This window comes from Streptomyces sp. NPDC001890 (assembly GCF_042891445.1).
Taxonomy (GTDB): domain Bacteria; phylum Actinomycetota; class Actinomycetes; order Streptomycetales; family Streptomycetaceae; genus Streptomyces.
Map to the genome: position 1 here is coordinate 152,152 of NZ_JBIATE010000003.1, position 16,971 is coordinate 169,122.

A 16,971-nucleotide genomic window follows, 5' to 3' on the forward strand; every position below is an offset into this window, starting at 1 on the left:
CGCCGCTGCGAATGGCCGGAGCGTCCAATCGTCCGGTGCGACCAGGAATGGGGGGAGCGCTCTTCGCTCCGTCGCGCGCCGGTGGCTCACTCCGTGGCGCGCGTCCCCCGAAGAGGTGAGATGAGACCTCTTCGAGACATCGGCCATTTAGTAGGCCCATCGGGTTCGACGCATGACACACTACGGCCAAGCCCTTCAACACCCTTGGTTTGCAAGGCATTTGACCTTTGATGATCATGCAAAAACGTGCCTGTCAACGAGTGAATATGCGACCAGGCCAACCACCCCTCCGAGCCCTACTATCGGCTCGCCATGACAGCAGCAGGGAAGCACCAGGTGAGCCGGACGGACACACCCCGGCGCGGCGGCCGGCAGGGACGAGCGGGAATCCGGGACGTGGCCGCCGCCGCCGGAGTCTCCATCACGACCGTCTCCGACGCGCTCAACGGCAAGGGCAGGCTCCCGGACGCCACCCGCCGCCATGTCCGCGAGGTCGCAGAGCGCCTGGGCTACCGCCCTTCCGCCGCGGCCCGAACCCTCCGTACCGGCAAGTCCGGCCTCATCGGCCTGACCGTGACGACCTACGGGGACGAACCCTTCACCTTCACCGAATTCGCGTACTTCGCGGAGATGGCCAGAGCCGCCACCTCGGCGGCGCTCGCCCGCGGCTACGCCCTCGTCATCCTGCCCGCCACCTCGCGACACGACGTCTGGTCGAACGTCGCCCTCGACGGCACCGTCGTGATCGACCCCTCCGACCAGGACCCGGTCGTCACCGAACTCGTGCGCCAGGGGCTGCCCGTCGTCTCGGACGGGCGCCCGGCCGGAACGCTCCCGGTCACCGCCTGGGTCGACAACGACCACCGGGCCGCCGTCCTCGACCTGCTCGACCATCTCGCCGCGGCCGGCGCCCGCCGCATCGGCCTCCTCACCGGCACCACCACCGACACGTACACCCGCCTCTCCACCACCGCGTACCTCCACTGGTGCGAGCGCGTGGGCCAGGACCCGGTGTACGAGTCGTACCCCGCCCACGACCCGTGCGCGGGCGCGGTCGCCGCCGACCGGCTGCTCGCCCGCCCCGACCGGCCCGACGCCGTCTACGGGCTCTTCGACCCCAACGGCACCGATCTGCTGGCGGCGGCCCGCCGGTACGGCCTGCGCGTCCCCGAGGACCTGCTGCTGGTCTGCTGCAGCGAGTCCACCGTGTACGCGACGACCGAGCCGCCCATCACCACCCTCTCGCTCAAGCCGCGCAGGATCGGTACCGCGGTCGTCCAGCTCCTGATCGACGCCATCGAGGGCGTGGACCAGGACCGGCCGGTGGAGCAGGTCATACCGACCGAACTCATCGTGCGGACCTCCTCGCAACGCCGTCCACCCCGCACCACGGTCAGCGCACCCCGCTCTCCGGCAGGGGACTGATCAGGCGATTTCGGACCAATCGGTTGGTGAACCCGACGTGCGTCCGGATTCACCACCCCTGGTGCGTCACACAGCACGATCCGCATTCCTATGATGGGCGCACGACACCGCGGACCGCCCCGACCAGCAGGGCCCGTCAGGTGTACGGCGGCGCGACGGTGGTGGAGGGGTCGATGACACAGGGGGCCGGTCAGGAACCCGTGGTGCGGACGGCGACGTTGCGCGACTTCCGCGTACCGCCCTATGCCCAGAGCCCGGTGCCGCCTGCGTCACCGCACCCGGGCAACGCAGTCCCCGGTGACATGCCGCCGGACGGGTACACCCCCACCGCGCGCGATCTTCCCGTGATCAACCGTGGTGACACCCTGCAGGTGCCGACCGTCCCCGACCCGCGCCCCGTCCCGGAGCAGGGTCGCGGGCCGCTGTACGTCGTCGGCGACGTCCACGGCTATCTGGACGAGCTCCACGCCGCCCTCGCCGAGCAGGGCCTCATCGACGCCGACGGCAAGTGGTCGGCGGGCAACGCCCGGCTCTGGTTCCTCGGTGACTTCACCGACCGGGGGCCGGACGGCATCGGGGTCATCGACCTGGTGATGCGGCTGTCCGCCGAGGCCGCGGCCGCCGGTGGCTACTGCAAGGCCCTGATGGGCAATCACGAGCTGCTGCTCCTGGGCGCCAAGCGGTTCAGCGACACCCCGGTCAACTCCGGCGCCGGCACCGCCACCTTCCAGGCGGCCTGGCTGCTCAACGGCGGCCAGAAGAACGACATGGAGCGCCTCCAGGACGTCCATCTCCAGTGGATGTCCCGGCTCGACGCGATCGTCGAGGAGGACGGGCATCTGCTGATGCACTCCGACACGACGGCGTACCTCGAATACGGCACCACCATCGAGGACGTCAACGACACCGTGCACGCCATTCTCACGCGTAACGACGCCGATGAGTGCTGGGACCTCTTCCGCAAGCTCACCAAGCGGTTCGCCTTCCGTGACGAGTCGGGTCCGCAGGCCGTCCGGGAACTGATGTCGGCCTACGGCGGACAGCGCATCGTCCATGGCCACAGCCCCATTCCGTACCTCCTCGGCGAGGTCGGCTCGGAGGACGGCGAGGACGGCTCCGGCCCCGTGGTCGACGGTCCGCACGTGTACGCGGACGGGCTCGCCATCGCCATGGACGGCGGAGTGACCATGGCCGGAAAGCTACTGGTCGTCCAACTGCCTCTGCATGACTGACGCTCTTCCGGGAAGACGCTCCAGGACCTGACCACGCCGACCACTGGGCCTATTTCCGGAAACCCCCTGTCACCCCGTGCCGTGGGCGCTCTACCATCGGCCTATCAGTAGCAGGCTCTCCTCCGTTTCCGCCCAACTGCCCGTCTCCAACGGGCACTCAGGCCCGACGGAGCATCGGGGGATGCACATGAACAGCGCTCCGCACCTGCTGGCCGAGGACCGCCCCGAGTACGAGCGGATCCTCGATGACGCACTGCGTCATGCCCATGAACGGCCGGATCTGGCCGCGGTCGGCGAACGGCTCAACGCCGTCCAGCTGCGCACCATGGCGCTGGACGCCACGGAGCTGATCACCGCGACCGCCGCCACCGAGTACAAGCACTACGTGCAGGCCCGCGAAGAACTGCGCGGCCCTGCCGACGGGACGGACCAGGACGCGCTCCCCGGCTCCGGCACGGGCCGTGCGCACCAGTCGGGGGCCGGCATAGGAGCCGTCGTCACGGTCCTGGCGCCGGTGCTGGCCGGTACCGCCGCGTTCATATTCCTGCTGGCGGGCTACCTGCTGAGGCTGCTCGACCCGGCACCGTCCTTCGCCTCGACCATGGTCTCCGCGGGCTGGTTCTTCGCCGCGGTCACAGCCGTCGCCATCCTGGCCGCCGCCGTCGGACTGCTCATCACGGCACTGCGCAACGGCTCGGAGTCACAGCCCGTCGAGGACGACGAGGAGGAGCTGCCGGAGGACGTGGCACGGGCCAGGGAAGCCTGGCGTCACGCCCTGCTGGAGCGCGGCATCCTGCCGTTCCTGCGGGACGCGCTCGCCGATCCCGGGGCCGGGCCCGCCTCGCGCACACCGGTCCGCTCGGCGAACCGCATCCCGAAGGTCGGCTACAGCCCGCCGGACTTCTCCAGCCCGGGCGACGGCCCGGCGGCGGGCCCCCGTCCGACGTTCACCTCACCGGACTTCACCAGCCCCGACTTCGGCGGCCCCGAACACGAACTGGACTGACCGGCTCCGACTGCGAACCGCCGTGCTCGCGCCGGATGTCCTGGGAGATCTTCATCGATGAGTGCGATTCTCAGGAGATCGCGGGCCTTCACTTAGCGGCTCGGTCAAGCGCAGCAGTTCCTCACCGGTGGCGTACAGCTCGATCAGCAGCGATCGCAGAGCCCCGCCTGCCTCCGTCAGGGAATATCGCGTACGCACGGGGAAGCCCCGTCGGCGTTCCGCCGCCACCAGACCTCTCTCCTGCAGTGTTCGGAGCCGATCACTGAGCACCTTCGCGGAGAGTTCGGGGAACAGTGCCCGCAGCTCCATGAAACCGCGAGGATGCCCCATCAGCTCGCGCAGCAGCAGTGTGGTCCAGCGACCGGAGACCGCTGCAAGGGCGATCTCGACGGGGCAGTCACCCTCGGGCCGATGGGTGCGGCCCCGCGGGCCTGGTACCAGTTCCGCGTCCCAGGCGGTATGGGTTTCCATTTGGTGACCCATGTCAACGGGCTGTTCGCTTGCCGCATGACTCATTCCACCAGTGTGCCGCTGGCGAGCAGCGCCGCCGAGCATCCCCACGCCTTTGCACGGGCGTTCAACACCTTCGACCCGGAGGCCGTCGACCAGCTCTACGAGCCCGACGCAGGTTTCGCGCCGAGTCCCGGCCATCTGGTCACCGGAGCAGATCGGTTTCGCGCCAACCGAGAATTCCTCCGGCTACATGTCCCGATCCAAGTGACGCCGCGTCACACATACGTCGTCGGCGACCTGGCGCTGCTGATCGTGGACTTCGTCATCGACGGCATCGCGGCCCACGGCGACCATGTGCACATCGAGGGCACCGCAACGGATGTGGCCCGCCGTGGCCCGGACGGATACTGGCGCTACGTGATCGACAACCCGTTCGGGGTGGCAAGCCACCCCGAACCGGTCTGACAGCCGACTGCCACGGATAGCCGACCACTCCCCGGTGGCGCCGTCGGCCAGTCGCGTTTCCGCAGGTCAGTCGGCCATCGGTAGGTAGACCCGGTGGCCCGAGGCGGCGAACTCCTTGGACTTCTCCAGCATCCCGGCCTTGATCTCTTCCGGGGTGGCGTCCGCATCGCCGCCGAACTGCTCAGTGATGCTTCTGCTGATCTTCATCGAACAGAACTTCGGGCCGCACATCGAGCAGAAGTGCGCCGTCTTCGCCGGCTCGGCGGGCAGCGTCTCGTCGTGGAACTCCCGTGCGGTGTCCGGGTCGAGGGCCAGGTTGAACTGGTCCTCCCAGCGGAACTCGAACCGGGCGTCGGAGAGCGCGTCGTCCCAGTCCTGCGCCCCCGGGTGCCCCTTGGCGAGGTCCGCCGCGTGCGCCGCGATCTTGTAGGTGATGACGCCGGTCTTCACGTCGTCCCGGTTGGGCAGGCCGAGGTGCTCCTTCGGCGTGACGTAGCAGAGCATCGCCGTCCCCCACCACGCGATCATCGCCGCGCCGATGCCGGAGGTGATGTGGTCGTACGCCGGCGCGACGTCGGTGGTCAACGGGCCGAGAGTGTAGAACGGCGCCTCCTCGCAGATCTCCTGCTGGAGGTCGATGTTCTCCTTGATCTTGTGCATCGGGACATGCCCCGGCCCCTCGATCATGGTCTGGACGCCGAACCTCTTGGCGACCGCGTTCAGCTCGCCGAGCGTGCGCAGTTCGGCGAACTGCGCCTCGTCATTGGCGTCGGCGATCGAGCCGGGCCGCAGCCCGTCGCCCAGCGAGTACGTCACGTCGTAGGTCGCGAGGATCTCGCAGAGCTCCTCGAAGTGCTCGTACAGGAAAGACTCCTTGTGGTGCGCGAGGCACCACGCCGCCATGATCGAGCCGCCGCGCGAGACGATGCCGGTCTTGCGACGGGCGGTCAGCGGCACGTACGGCAGGCGCACGCCGGCGTGGACCGTCATGTAGTCGACGCCCTGCTCGGCCTGCTCGATGACGGTGTCCTTGTAGATCTCCCAGGTCAGTTCCTCCGCCCGGCCGTCGACCTTTTCGAGCGCCTGGTAGAGCGGGACAGTTCCGATCGGAACGGGTGAATTACGCAAAACCCACTCACGAGTGGTGTGAATGTTGCGGCCGGTGGACAGATCCATGACGGTATCGGCGCCCCAGCGCGTCGCCCACGTCATCTTTTCCACCTCCTCCTCGATGGAGGAAGTCACCGCGGAGTTGCCGATGTTGGCATTGACCTTCACCAGGAACCGCTTGCCGATGATCATCGGCTCGATCTCGGGGTGGTTGACGTTGGCCGGCAGCACGGCCCGGCCGGCCGCGATCTCCTCGCACACCACCTCGGGCTCGACGTTCTCCCGGATCGCCACGTACTCCATCTCCGGGGTGATCTCGCCCCGGCGGGCGTACGCGAGCTGGGTCACCGGCTGCCCGTCCCGGCTGCGGCGCGGCAGCCGCGGGCGGCCGGGGAAGACCGCGTCGAGGTTGCGCAGTCCGCCGCGCGGCGAGGTGTGCTTGAGCCCGTCGTCCTCGGGGCGGGCGGGACGGCCCGGGTACTCCTCGGTGTCGCCGCGGGCGATGATCCAGTTCTCCCGCAGCGGTGCGAGCCCGCGGCGGACATCGGTCTCGACGGTGGGATCGGTGTACGGACCCGACGTGTCGTACAGCGTCACGTCCTTGCCGTTGGTGAGGTGCACCTGACGGACCGGCACCCGGAGGTCCGGGCGCGAGCCCTGGACGTACCCCTTGTGCCAACCGATGGACTTCCCGGCCTCGTCGCTCTGGTTCGAGGCAGGCGTGCGTGCGTCCGATGTGGTCATGAGACCTACTCCCTACGCCGGCATTACCCGGTAACAGGTTCGGCGGTCGGCGCAGCCTGTCCCGTACGGACGTACGGAGATCAGCGCCCTCTCAGCCCGGTGCTCCGAGCTCCCGCGTGTGCAAAGGTTCCCCCACGCTAGCGCCCCGTCCGGCCCGATGAACAGTGGGCCCGTCTCTTCTTGCGATGATCGGCCGGTGACGTCCCCCCTTATCGACCTCGAAACGCAGGGCCATCAGCACGGTCACTCGCACAGCCATGGCCCCGCCGCACCCGTCTCCAGACATCTGCGCAAAGTCATCGCGGCCGTACTGATCCCGTTCGCCACCGCCGTCCTCGTCGGTCTGGTGGCGCTGTGGCCGGGTGGTGCGCCGTCGCACGAGCGGACCGGCGTCGGATTCGACCGGCAGACCCAGCAGGGAAAGGTGGTGAAGGTCGACATGGTGGACTGCAAGGAGGTGAACGCGGTCCAGACGCCCATCGACGGGGCCGTCACACCATCCCCGGGGAGCACGAGGGGGCTGTGCAAGAAGGCCACGATCGAGGTGACGACCGGTCATGACAAGGGCCGGACCTTCACCGAGATCGTCCAGCCCGACGCAACGCGTCAGCTGCGCGACGGTCAGGGCGTGGTCGTGGCGTACGCCCCCGACGCGCCCCGTGACCTGCAGTACTCGGTGACGGATGTGAACCGGAAGTTCCCGCTGACCCTGCTGGCCGGGATCTTCGCCCTGGCCGTGGTCGCGGTGGGCCGCATGCGCGGGGTGATGGCGCTGGTCGCGCTCGCCGTCTCGTTCGCCGTGCTGACCCTGTTCATCCTCCCGGCCATACTCCAGGGCTCCAATCCGCTGCTCGTCGCCGTGGTCGGGGCCAGCGCGATCATGCTGATCGCGCTCTACATGTGCCACGGCCTGAGCGCCCGCACCTCGGTGGCGGTGATCGGCACACTGATCTCGCTGCTGCTGATCGGACTGCTCGGATCGCTCTTCATCGGCTGGGCGAGCCTGACCGGCAACACCGACGACAACACCGGCCTCATCCATGGTCTGTACCCGCACATCGACATGAGCGGTCTGCTTCTGGCCGGTGTCATCATCGGTTCGCTCGGGGTCCTCGACGATGTGACCGTGACCCAGACGTCGGCGGTCTGGGAACTCCACCAGGCGAACCCGACGTTGGGTGTGCGGGGGCTCTACCGGGCAGGGATCAGGATCGGACGCGACCACATCGCCTCGGTCGTCAATACCCTGGTGCTCGCCTATGCGGGCGCCGCACTGCCGTTGCTGCTGCTGTTCTCCGTCGCGCAGAGCAGCGTGGGGACGGTGGCCAACAGCGAGCTGGTGGCGGAGGAGATCGTACGAACGCTGGTCGGCTCGATCGGACTGGTCGCCTCGGTGCCGGTGACGACGGTGCTCGCTGCGCTGGTCGTCTCCGCGGACCGCACAGGGTCCGGCGCGGAAGCCGGAGCTTCGGCGCCCGTACGGACCAGGAAGGGCCGTCGTCGCAGGGCGAGGCCTTGAGCTTCTCCACGCTGAGCAATTTCACCCATTCGGCAGGTGCCGTGTTCGACCGGCGAGCCGGTCGGCGGCGCCGTCTCCACTCAGCCGGCGTTCTGTTCCTCGGCGAGGATCCGGCCCAGGGCGTCTTCCAGGTTGCCCTCGAAGTCACCCAGCGTGCACTCCTGACCGAGTGGCACGAGCTTGTCGGTCCGGTCGAGAAACGCCACAAGTGGTGCCGTACCGGCCCTGAAGAGGGCCCGGTCCTCGCCGACCTGGAGCCGGATATGTACGTCGGACAGCCCCTCGGGCTCAGTGGGGCCGATATGCACATCGCCGTCGCCACTGGGGCTGTTGAGGCCGTCGAGCAGCAGCTCACGGCCGAATGCCCAGGTGACGGGGGCGTCACCGGGCAGATGGAAGGTCATCCGGATCGCATACGGATCGCAGACCTCGTACCGGAGCTCCACCGGGATCCGGAAAGAGAGCTCCTCGGAGACGAGGAAGCTCATCATGACCTCAGCTTGAACCGACTCGCGCATCGTTCAACCCCGCAGTAGATGAATCTGGCCAGGAATGATCCCCCGTGGCCCTATTGACGCCATCGTGGTGCACGCGATAGCAGATCACAAGGAGTGATTTTTCAGATACTGATAGAGAACACGAACGAACGCAAGAGGTTGGCCACTTCGCCACGTAGTTGTTCGACTGCGGGGAGCAACCGACTTTCCTGCTCCAGGGGTACGGAAATCGCCATCGCGGCAGCGGTGAATCCGGCCGTGATCGGGATGGCCGCGCAGACCGTTCCCAGGGCGTACTCCTGTCGCTCGATGACAGGTTCCGTCCGCTCCAGCGACCGCAGCCGCTCAAGGAGCGTGGCTCGGTCCTTCACCGAGTAGCGGGTCAGCGGACGCACAGGGTGACGGTCTAAGTGGTCCTCGCGGGCCTTCTCGTCGAGCTGGCTCAGCAGACACTGGCCGATCGCATGGGCATGCCCGGTCTCCCGGAAGGAGGCCCACTCGTCGACAGCGGGAATGGCGGGGGTGTCGGCGACCGCGATGAGTTCGATCTCGCCCTCGCGGTAGACGGCGCAGTACACGGGTGCGCCGATGATGTCGCGCCAGCGGCCCAACGACTCGGCCATCCTGCCGCGACGATTCTGCAACGCGCCTTCGTCGACCAGGCGTTCGGCCGCGGCCCCGATGAGGAAGACGCCGTTCTCCCGGCGCAGATAGCCCTCATGGGTCAGGGTGCGCAGCAGATGGTAGGCCGTGGGGAGGGGAAGGCCCGCTTCCCTGGCCAGTTGCTTCGCGGGCGCCCCGTCGCGATGGGTCACCACGGCTTCCAGCAGCCTCAGCGCTCGCTGAACCGAACCGATCAGCGTCGGGGCAGCAGTGCTCGATGCCGTGGTCAACAGTCACCCCCAGGCATGGTGACGGGTGGTCAGCCCGCCTGTGGGGGCCGCCCCCACGCACTGCCGCATGGCTGGGGTCCGGACGACGAACGCGCCGTACTGGCCACTGGTCAGCGTGGTGACGGACTGTTGATTCCCAGGTGGTGGCAGCGAACTGCCACCCTATCCGCCGAGTCCGCGAGGGGCTTCGTTTCGTCTTCCGCTTAGCTCAGCTGGGCTAATGCCACGGCCGGCTTCCGATCGTCCTACCAGTCACTGCGCGACGAGGACGACGACATGAACTTGCGTACGACGAAGATGAGCCCGCCGACCAGGATCACGAAGATCAGGACCTTGAAGAGCAGTCCGATCACAAACCCGATCACGCTGGCGATGAGACCGCCGAACACGACGATCGCGATGACCGGCACCGCGATCCACTTCACCCACCAGGGCATCCCCGCGAATATCTCCCGCACCGCCATCGTCCTTACCTCGTCTCCATGAGTTCCTCCTTCGATGCTAGAGGCGCGGAGGGGGCCGGCGGTGGGTCCGCAGCCCTTGAAGTCCCCTGATCGACCCCTGAGGGATCCCTGAGACCGGACCCCCGCCCTCCGGAGATGAGCCTCCCGGGGACCGGCTCAGCCCTCCGGGGGTGAGAAGACCACCATCACCCGCAGGTCCTCGGTGATGTGGTGGAACTTGTGGGCGACACCGGCCGGTACGTACACCACGCTTCCTCTGCCCACCTGCGTGGTCTCCATTCCGACCGTGATGGCTGCGCGGCCGCTGACGACGAAGTAGACCTCGTCCTGATCGTGCGGCTGCTGCGGGTCGAGCTCACCGGCATCCAGTGCGTACAGGCCGACGGACATGTTCCGTTCCTTGACGAACTGCAGATACGCGCCGTCGTTGGCGGCCCGTTCCGCCTCCAGCTCGTCCAGTCTGAATGCCTTCATGCCCTGTCCGCCCCTTGCCTCTGCGCTGCCGGTGTCCGCCACCGATCAGGTCTGCCACGATCAGACACATGAAGAATTTCGTAGTCAAGACGATCGCCAACGCAGGTGCGCTGGCCGTGGCCATCTGGTTGATCCAGGACATCACGCTGACCGGCGGCAGCACCGGACGCAAGGCACTCACCCTGGTCCTGGTGGCCCTGCTCTTCGGTCTGGTGAACTTCGTCGTCAAGCCGATCGTGAAGCTGCTGACCCTGCCGCTCTTCATCCTCACGCTCGGGCTGATCACGCTGGTGGTCAACGCGCTCATGCTGCTGCTGACCTCGTGGCTGGCCGGCCTGTTCGATCTGAGCTTCCATGTCGACGGTTTCTGGACCGCCGTACTCGGCGGACTGATCATCTCCATCGTGTCGTGGGCACTGAACGTGATCCTGCCCGACGAGGACTGACCCGAAGCCTCCTGAGACAGTGCAGTTCAGGTCCGTGGCACACCGGAGAGCCAAGCGCCAGCGAGAGAAGCGAGGAAGCGGTATGAGCACCCTGGGTGACGGAACACGAGCAGTACGGGCCGGGCTGCCCGAACCGGAGCAGTTCGAGCCCACCCTCCCCGGGCCGGTCTTCGCCGCGCACTTCCACCTCTCCGGTGAGCCGACGGGTCCGTACACCTACGGCCGGGACACCAATCCGACCTGGACCCATCTGGAACGGGCCATCGGTGAGCTGGAGGCACCGGGGGAGCCCGTCGAGACGACGGTGTTCGCCTCCGGGATGGCGGCGATCTCGGCCGTACTGCTGTCCCAGGCACGCACCGGAGATGTCGTCGTACTGCCCGACGACGGTTATCAGGCCCTGCCGCTGGTGCGCGAGCAGCTGGAGGCGTATGGCGTCGAGGTGCGGACCGCGCCGACCGGTGGCGATGCCCAGCTGGCCGTCCTCGAAGGCGTCAAGCTGCTGTGGATCGAGACCCCCTCCAATCCGGGGCTCGATGTCTGCGACGTGCGCCGGCTCGTCGAGGCGGCGCACGCGGCCGGCACGCTGGTGGCCGTCGACAACACCCTCGCCACGCCGCTCGGCCAGCGCCCGCTGGAGCTGGGGGCCGACTTCTCGGTGGCCAGTGACACCAAGGGCCTGACCGGACACGGGGACATCCTGCTCGGCCATGTGACCTGCCGTGATCCCGAGCTGGCAGCGGGAGTACGGCGCTGGCGCAAGGTGGTCGGCGCCATCCCCGGCCCCATGGAGGCCTGGCTCGCGCACCGGTCGCTGGCCACGCTGGAGCTGCGGATCGACCGGCAGTGCGCCACCGCTCTGACGCTGACGCAGGCGCTCGGCAAGCGGCCCGAGGTGACCGGGCTGCGCTACCCCGGACTCCCCTCCGACCCGTCGTATCCCAAGGCCGTGCGGCAGATGCGGCGCTTCGGCTCCGTGGTGTCGTTCGTGCTGCCCGACCGCGAACGGGCCGAGCGCTTCCTGACCGAGCTGCGACTGGTCGACGACGCGACGAGTTTCGGCGGAGTGCGCTCCACCGCCGAGCGCCGGGCGCGCTGGGGCGGTGACGCGGTGCCCGAGGGCTTCATCCGCTTCTCGGTCGGCGCGGAGAGCCCGGAGGACCTGGTGGCGGATGTGGAACGGGCACTCGACGCGGCGATGGGCGAGCGCTGACCGACCGGTGGTACGGGCGGCGGCGATCACCCCGGCGTTGTAGAACTGCGAGTCAGCCCGCAGGACACGGGTCCCGGTGCAGTGCAGCCGACCTCGACGACGGTGGCCAGGGCCCCACTCATGAACTTCGGGGCGCCTCTGGAGTCTGCTGCCTTGCCGCGTCGCCTCCGCAGCGTCGCGATCGCGGCCTCGATTGTGAGGTAGACCGTGGCGAGGAGCGGGTGCAAGGGTGCGAATGCCCTTGAACCGGCTGTAATCGGCGCCGGTTTCGCCCGACGGTGGACCACCCCGCGGGTGGAGTCGACATCGATGAACGCCAGCTCGCCCGAGCCCGTCAGCAGCAGGGTGTGCGCAGCCAGTGCGGCCAGGAATTCGATATGAGGGGAAGCAGCTCCACCTACACGTACGACCTGAACAGTCCCACGTCCTCTACGGTGAACCCACCGGACCAGGGCTGCGAAGGTACCCGCGGAGACGTGTCCCGCGGTGACGAGGAGAACCGTTGAAGATCCGGCGTGGTGCCCACTTCCTCGCGACGCTCACCGCCGTCGTTCTTCTGGCCTCGTGTTCCGGATCGGATGGGGACGATCGCCGCGTGACCGAACGACGTGACTGGCACTGGGACAAAAACGCAGGCGCGCCCCAGGCATCCGCGTTCATGAACATCACCGTGCCTTCGGCCCCGGTCACGGCCGTCGGCTCTGGATGTAGCGACGAACGCTGCCCTTGGCCGCGGTTCAGTTGACCGCCTGCGTCAGCAGATCACGGCCCGTCCGGCCAAGTACCCTCCGGAGCTTCGTCCGCCGGAGCAGCCACGGACCAGGGCGGTCCGAAGTCCAGCCGGTGTACAGCAGTGCTCCCCGACAAGTGCACCGCACCTTCCGAGCCGTCGAGGTAATCCGCGAGGCGGTCCTCGATGCGCCTGGGGTCGAGATCGGCGAACGCCTGGATCGACGACAGCGTGATGATCGCCTCCACGATGAGCGGGAGGCCTGGGGACATCGGGCTGTAGTCGGCCGGGCGGCCACCTCCGTGACGCTCGCCGAAGGGGAGGACATCGTTACGCTCTCGCACTGGCTCGGCCACGAGGCGCCGACCATCGCGCTTGAGCACTACGCCCGCTTCCTGCCGAAGTCCGGGGCCAAGGGCGTGACAGCCGTGAACCGCCTGCCGACACTCCTGTCGCAGCGGGCAATCGCCTCACGGATCCCCTCACGCTGAATCTCCCCCAGCACTTCCCAGCGCCCATCTGAAAGGCGTACCGCACAAGGAACCCGCAGCCAGGTGCCTTACGAAAGATGGACGGTCCGAGCCTCCCCCCTCGTGGCTCGGACCGCCCCCGGTTCCCCCTGCGAAGAACCGCCCGAACAAGGCTAGTTGACTCTCCGTCAGTGTCCAATCACAGTAGCGACAGCGACCTATCGACATATTTATAGTTGTACGGGTCCGAAGCGTCGCGAGGGTGGGAGGACAGGACATGGACCTGACCTTGCTGCGCACGTTCGTCACGGTGCACCGGGCCGGTTCCTTCACCAGGGCCGCCGCCCTGCTCGGCCTCTCCCAGCCCGCGGTCACCTCGCAGATCCGGACCCTGGAGCAGCAGCTCGGCCGGCCGCTCTTCCTGCGCAGGGCCCGCGGCGTGACCCCGACGCCCGTCGGCGACGAACTCGCGCACCGGGCGGCGCCCCATCTGGACGCTCTGGTCGAGATCGCCGAGGCGGAGCTCGACGCGGAGTCGGGCGTACGGACGCTGCATCTGGCCGGGCCGCCCGAATTCTCGTCGATGCGCGCCCTGCCCGCGCTCACCCCGCTCGTCGCCCAGGGTCTGGCCCTGCGCAGCTCCTTCTTCACCGGCGCGGAAGAAGCACTGGAGGGGCTGGCCGCCGGACACCATGACCTGGCCATCGCGACCGCCCGTCCACGCGGTGGGCTGCTCACCGCGTCCGCCCTCTGCGACGAAGAGCATGTCCTGGTCGCCGCGCCGCGCTGGGCCGGGCGCCTCGGCCCCGGGACCCTGCGCCACAAGGGACCCGTGGTCCTGGAGCAGCTGCCCGTCGTGGAGGTCCACGAGAGCCTGCCGCTCGTCTCCCGGTACTGGGCCGCCGTCTTCGAGAGCCGGCCGGCCCTCGCGGGCACCGTGATCGTGCCCGACCTCCGGGCGGTCCTGGAGTGCACCGCGGCGGGCGCCGGGCTCGCCGTGCTGCCGCGCTACCTGTGCGAGAGGGCGCTGGAGCGGGGCGAGGTCGTGGCCCTCCTGGACCCTCCGGTTCCTCCCCTGCGCACCTATTTCCTGGCGGTGCGGACCGGCACACTCGCGCTGCCCCACATCGCGCGGGCGCACGAGTGGCTGCTGCGTGCTGCCGCCGACTGGTGAGCTCAGGGCCGCCCAGCACCGGTCCGGTGTTTCAGAACCGGTTCTGCGGGCCACTCTCTTGCCATGACCGAACGTCCCGTGGTCAAGCGCACCGCACGCGCCATCCTGCTCGACGGCAACGACCTGATCCTCATCAAGCGCACCAAGCCCGGAGTGGATCCCTACTGGCTCACGCCCGGCGGCGGGGTCGAGCCCGAGGACGCGACCGTGGTCGACGCCCTGCACCGCGAGGTGGACGAGGAGCTGGGCGCCAAGATCACCGATGTGGTCCCCTGTTTCGTCGACACCGTGGAGCACATCGAGGGCGGTGGGGTGAAGGGCGTGAAGGTCCAGCACTTCTTCGTCTGCCGACTGGATTCGATGGACCTGTCCCGGCGGCACGGCCCCGAGATCGACGATCCCTGCGGGGAGTACGACATCGTACGGGTGCCGTTCAGCCGGATGGGGATCGCAGCCGTCCACCTCGTACCGCTGTCGCTGCGGCACTACCTGGACGGGAACATCGAGGGCGTACGCGCGATGCACGCGCCCGATCTGGGCTGACTGCCACCGGTCCCGGTGGAGCGGCGGCCGCTGTCCCGGTTTCGCGGCGGCTGTCGCGGTCAGGCGGGGCCGGTGTCGGCCGGTTCGTCGAAGAAGTCGTGGCGGATGCGCTCGGCCGGCATCCCGATGCCCCGGAGCACGTCCACGCCGCTGCGGATCATGCCGGGCGGGCCCGAGAGATAGGCGTCGTACCCGTGCCACGGGCCGTGCTGCCGCACCGCCTCGGGCAGCAGTCCCCTCATCAGGCCGTTTCCCGTTCCCGGACCGGTGGCGACCACGGGCCGCACCGCGAGCCAGGGAAAGGTGTCCTGGAGCCGCATCATCGTGTCGATGTCGTACAGGTCGTGATCGCTGCGTGCCCCGTAGAAGACCTCCACCGGACGCCGGTCGCCGTGCTCCGCGACATCTTCCACAAGCGCCTTGATGGGCGCGATGCCTGTGCCTCCACCCAGGCAGAGCAGACCGTTGTGGGTGGAGTGGTCGACCGTCATCGAGCCCGTGGGCGGGCCGAGGCGCAGGATGTCGCCGGGCCGGGCCCGGTGCACCAGGGCGTTGGAGACCCAGCCGGCCGGGACCGCCTTGATATGGAAGGTGAGCAGACCATCGGGGCGGGGCGCCGAAGCGAAGGAATAGTGCCGCCAGTTCCGGGGCCACCACGGGGTCTCCACTGCCGTGTACTGGCCGGCGAGGAACGGGTAGGCCTGATCGGTCCGGAGCCTGAGCACCGCTATGTCACGGGTTCGGAGGTCGTGCGACACGACCTCCGCGTGCCACCAGGCGGGGGCCCGCTGCTCGTCCACGGCGGCCGCGTCGATCATGATCTGCGATATCGCGGTGTAGGCACGCACCCACGCCGCTTCGGTCTCCCCGTCCCAAGTGGTGGTCGCGTAGCGGCTCAGGGCGCCCATGAGCGCCTCCCCCACCGCGGGATAGTGCATGGGCGACGTGCCGTACTTGCGGTGGCCCCGCCCCAGATCGCCGAGATACTCGGCCAGTGCGTGTGCATCGTCCAGCCGATCAGCCGCAGTGAGGATCGCACGGAGGAGACGGTCCCGCTGGACGTCCATCGCGACCGGGAACAGGTTCCTCAGTTCCGGGTGGCGCACGAAGAGCAGCGCGTAGAAGTACGAGGTCGCCTGATCCGCGACGGGCGATATCTCGGCCAGGGTGCGGTGGATCAGGGTCGCGTCGGTGGATCTGCCCGTTCCGTCATCGGTCCACCCGGTGGCCGGAGCATCCATACTGTGCCTCGCCTCGTACGTCTCGTCGTCGCCTTACGCACCAGCACTGCCCGCAACCCCCCAGCCCGCGGACGCAGTCGGGACCCGCTGACGGCCGGCGTCCGGCCACTGTCCACGATCCCTGGCCCAGCATGCCTTGCGAAGGACACGGACGGGGCGTGGACCCATGCCGGACGTCCAAGAACGCATCAGCACTGGGCAGGACGGCAACTCACCCGGCGGAGAAGCCTGCAGATGACGCGTGGAGCCCCGTAGAACGCGTGCCGTACGCCGAGACCAGTACGCGCGAATACTCCCGCTGTCAGACGCCCGATCCCCTCGTGCCCGGCACCGTGTTTCACGTGAAACCACTCAAACGCTCCGCCCGCCGAAGCCTCCTGGTGGCACATGTTGCGGTATCCGTGAGCTGGCTGGGACTGACCGTCGGACTGCTGGCGCTCGGAATCGCGGCATTCTCCACCGGGGACCCCACCACCGCACAGGCAGCCACCCGTGCCATGAAGATCTTCGGGGACTGGCTGATCGTGCCGGTCGCCCTGTTCTCTCTTCTCAGCGGCCTCGTCCTGGCCCTCGGCACCCCGTGGGGGCTGGCCAGACACCGGTGGGTCTGGACGAAGTTCTGGCTCACTCTGATCACCGTGGCGCTGTCCGTCTTCTCCCTGCGGCCCGGTATCGACGAGGCCGCGGCACGTGGGGCCGTCGACATCGACCTGGTGGTCGCACCGTCGGTGGCAACGGCAACGTACCTCTTCATCACCGCGATATCGGTACTGAAGCCCTGGGGACCGACCCGGCGCGGCCGTAGGCTGCGCCACTCGTCCGGAACAGGTAAAGGGGTGGACGGGCGAACATCGGGTCGGACAGCCTGACCT

18 protein-coding genes and 1 riboswitch are annotated in these 16,971 nt (G+C 68.4%); of the genes, 11 read left to right on the forward strand and 7 right to left on the reverse strand.

Going from position 1 to position 16,971, the window contains the following annotated elements; genetic code table 11:
* The first annotated feature begins 312 nt into the window (after positions 1-312).
* The 3 genes from ACFYY1_RS11985 to ACFYY1_RS11995 all read left to right on the forward strand — a co-directional run bounded on the left by ACFYY1_RS11985 (position 313) and on the right by ACFYY1_RS11995 (position 3,663).
* Complete coding sequence (locus ACFYY1_RS11985) at positions 313-1,425, forward strand: LacI family DNA-binding transcriptional regulator (protein WP_266731277.1); 1,113 nt, start codon at positions 313-315, stop codon at positions 1,423-1,425.
* A 173-nt stretch (positions 1,426-1,598) separates the two neighbouring features.
* The gene (locus ACFYY1_RS11990; protein ID WP_356081934.1) at positions 1,599-2,657 is read left to right on the forward strand and encodes a metallophosphoesterase; all 1,059 of its coding nucleotides are present in this window, start codon (positions 1,599-1,601) and stop codon (positions 2,655-2,657) included.
* Between the two features lie 181 nt (positions 2,658-2,838).
* Entirely contained in the window at positions 2,839-3,663 is an 825-nt protein-coding gene (locus ACFYY1_RS11995; protein WP_388583693.1) for a hypothetical protein, read from the forward strand.
* A gap of 51 nt (positions 3,664-3,714) precedes the next feature.
* On the opposite strand, the gene ACFYY1_RS12000 is transcribed toward ACFYY1_RS11995, so the two are convergent.
* Positions 3,715-4,179 carry a winged helix-turn-helix transcriptional regulator gene (locus ACFYY1_RS12000; RefSeq protein ID WP_388583694.1) on the reverse strand — a complete coding sequence of 155 codons (465 nt, stop codon included), beginning with the start codon at positions 4,177-4,179 and terminating at the stop codon, positions 3,715-3,717.
* On the opposite strand from ACFYY1_RS12000, the gene ACFYY1_RS12005 reads away from it, so the two are divergent.
* Positions 4,171-4,581 (forward strand): YybH family protein, encoded by a 411-nt coding sequence (locus tag ACFYY1_RS12005; protein ID WP_388583695.1) that lies wholly within the window; start codon positions 4,171-4,173, stop codon positions 4,579-4,581. The two genes, ACFYY1_RS12000 and ACFYY1_RS12005, sit on opposite strands and share 9 nt — an antisense overlap.
* A 66-nt stretch (positions 4,582-4,647) precedes the next feature.
* Here ACFYY1_RS12005 and thiC read toward each other — a convergent pair whose 3' ends face one another.
* On the reverse strand, positions 4,648-6,435 hold the full coding sequence (gene thiC / locus ACFYY1_RS12010) for a phosphomethylpyrimidine synthase ThiC (protein WP_388583697.1): 1,788 nt from the start codon (positions 6,433-6,435) through the stop codon (positions 4,648-4,650).
* Positions 6,428-6,561, reverse strand: a riboswitch (TPP riboswitch). Its footprint overlaps the gene before it by 8 nt.
* Before the next feature lie 31 nt (positions 6,562-6,592).
* Between thiC and ACFYY1_RS12015 the strand changes: the two genes are divergently transcribed.
* Complete coding sequence (locus ACFYY1_RS12015; protein WP_388583699.1) at positions 6,593-7,954, forward strand: YibE/F family protein; 1,362 nt, start codon at positions 6,593-6,595, stop codon at positions 7,952-7,954.
* 80 nt (positions 7,955-8,034) lie between these two features.
* Here the strand turns inward: ACFYY1_RS12015 and ACFYY1_RS12020 are convergent, their stop codons facing one another.
* From ACFYY1_RS12020 to ACFYY1_RS12035, 4 genes are all read right to left on the reverse strand, one after another.
* Complete coding sequence (locus ACFYY1_RS12020) at positions 8,035-8,472, reverse strand: SsgA family sporulation/cell division regulator (protein WP_072488197.1); 438 nt, start codon at positions 8,470-8,472, stop codon at positions 8,035-8,037.
* 101 nt (positions 8,473-8,573) lie between these two features.
* A complete protein-coding gene (locus ACFYY1_RS12025; protein ID WP_388583701.1) occupies positions 8,574-9,344 on the reverse strand; it encodes an IclR family transcriptional regulator in 771 nt (256 codons plus the stop codon).
* 245 nt (positions 9,345-9,589) lie between these two features.
* Positions 9,590-9,802: a DUF5326 family protein gene (locus ACFYY1_RS12030; RefSeq protein ID WP_388583703.1), complete on the reverse strand. Its 213-nt coding sequence runs from the start codon at positions 9,800-9,802 to the stop codon at positions 9,590-9,592.
* 162 nt (positions 9,803-9,964) lie between these two features.
* A complete protein-coding gene (locus ACFYY1_RS12035; protein ID WP_388583705.1) occupies positions 9,965-10,282 on the reverse strand; it encodes a cupin domain-containing protein in 318 nt (105 codons plus the stop codon).
* Positions 10,283-10,350: 68 nt separating this feature from the next.
* Here ACFYY1_RS12035 and ACFYY1_RS12040 point away from each other — a divergent pair, with 68 nt between their 5' ends.
* From ACFYY1_RS12040 to ACFYY1_RS12060, 5 genes are all read left to right on the forward strand, one after another.
* Positions 10,351-10,728, forward strand: coding sequence for a phage holin family protein (locus tag ACFYY1_RS12040; protein WP_388583707.1), 378 nt, complete (start codon positions 10,351-10,353; stop codon positions 10,726-10,728).
* Positions 10,729-10,810: 82 nt separating this feature from the next.
* Positions 10,811-11,941 carry a cystathionine gamma-lyase gene (locus ACFYY1_RS12045; RefSeq protein ID WP_388583709.1) on the forward strand — a complete coding sequence of 377 codons (1,131 nt, stop codon included), beginning with the start codon at positions 10,811-10,813 and terminating at the stop codon, positions 11,939-11,941.
* 867 nt (positions 11,942-12,808) lie between these two features.
* Entirely contained in the window at positions 12,809-13,162 is a 354-nt protein-coding gene (locus ACFYY1_RS12050; protein WP_388583710.1) for a hypothetical protein, read from the forward strand.
* A 256-nt stretch (positions 13,163-13,418) separates the two neighbouring features.
* Positions 13,419-14,315 carry a LysR family transcriptional regulator gene (locus ACFYY1_RS12055; protein ID WP_388583712.1) on the forward strand — a complete coding sequence of 299 codons (897 nt, stop codon included), beginning with the start codon at positions 13,419-13,421 and terminating at the stop codon, positions 14,313-14,315.
* Between the two features lie 63 nt (positions 14,316-14,378).
* A complete protein-coding gene (locus tag ACFYY1_RS12060) occupies positions 14,379-14,858 on the forward strand; it encodes an NUDIX hydrolase (protein WP_356081910.1) in 480 nt (159 codons plus the stop codon).
* A gap of 59 nt (positions 14,859-14,917) precedes the next feature.
* On the opposite strand, the gene ACFYY1_RS12065 is transcribed toward ACFYY1_RS12060, so the two are convergent.
* Complete coding sequence (locus ACFYY1_RS12065; protein WP_388583714.1) at positions 14,918-16,099, reverse strand: globin domain-containing protein; 1,182 nt, start codon at positions 16,097-16,099, stop codon at positions 14,918-14,920.
* A 341-nt stretch (positions 16,100-16,440) separates the two neighbouring features.
* Here ACFYY1_RS12065 and ACFYY1_RS12070 point away from each other — a divergent pair, with 341 nt between their 5' ends.
* Positions 16,441-16,968: a DUF2269 domain-containing protein gene (locus ACFYY1_RS12070; protein ID WP_388583716.1), complete on the forward strand. Its 528-nt coding sequence runs from the start codon at positions 16,441-16,443 to the stop codon at positions 16,966-16,968.
* Positions 16,969-16,971 lie beyond the last annotated feature (3 nt).

Excerpts from the sequence above, each read along its gene's own strand:
- ACFYY1_RS11990 (WP_356081934.1), top strand. The coding sequence starts at position 1,599 with ATGACACAGGGGGCCGGTCAGGAACCCGTGGTGCGGACGGCGACGTTG.
- ACFYY1_RS12020 (WP_072488197.1), bottom strand. The coding sequence starts at position 8,472 with ATGCGCGAGTCGGTTCAAGCTGAGGTCATGATGAGCTTCCTCGTCTCC.
- ACFYY1_RS12000 (WP_388583694.1), bottom strand. The coding sequence starts at position 4,179 with ATGAGTCATGCGGCAAGCGAACAGCCCGTTGACATGGGTCACCAAATG.
- thiC (WP_388583697.1), bottom strand. The coding sequence starts at position 6,435 with ATGACCACATCGGACGCACGCACGCCTGCCTCGAACCAGAGCGACGAG.
- ACFYY1_RS12005 (WP_388583695.1), top strand. The coding sequence starts at position 4,171 with ATGACTCATTCCACCAGTGTGCCGCTGGCGAGCAGCGCCGCCGAGCAT.
- ACFYY1_RS12055 (WP_388583712.1), top strand. The coding sequence starts at position 13,419 with ATGGACCTGACCTTGCTGCGCACGTTCGTCACGGTGCACCGGGCCGGT.
- ACFYY1_RS12045 (WP_388583709.1), top strand. The coding sequence starts at position 10,811 with ATGAGCACCCTGGGTGACGGAACACGAGCAGTACGGGCCGGGCTGCCC.
- ACFYY1_RS11995 (WP_388583693.1), top strand. The coding sequence starts at position 2,839 with ATGCACATGAACAGCGCTCCGCACCTGCTGGCCGAGGACCGCCCCGAG.
- ACFYY1_RS12065 (WP_388583714.1), bottom strand. The coding sequence starts at position 16,099 with ATGGATGCTCCGGCCACCGGGTGGACCGATGACGGAACGGGCAGATCC.
- ACFYY1_RS12015 (WP_388583699.1), top strand. The coding sequence starts at position 6,593 with ATGAACAGTGGGCCCGTCTCTTCTTGCGATGATCGGCCGGTGACGTCC.
- ACFYY1_RS12060 (WP_356081910.1), top strand. The coding sequence starts at position 14,379 with ATGACCGAACGTCCCGTGGTCAAGCGCACCGCACGCGCCATCCTGCTC.
- ACFYY1_RS12040 (WP_388583707.1), top strand. The coding sequence starts at position 10,351 with ATGAAGAATTTCGTAGTCAAGACGATCGCCAACGCAGGTGCGCTGGCC.
- ACFYY1_RS12035 (WP_388583705.1), bottom strand. The coding sequence starts at position 10,282 with ATGAAGGCATTCAGACTGGACGAGCTGGAGGCGGAACGGGCCGCCAAC.
- ACFYY1_RS11985 (WP_266731277.1), top strand. The coding sequence starts at position 313 with ATGACAGCAGCAGGGAAGCACCAGGTGAGCCGGACGGACACACCCCGG.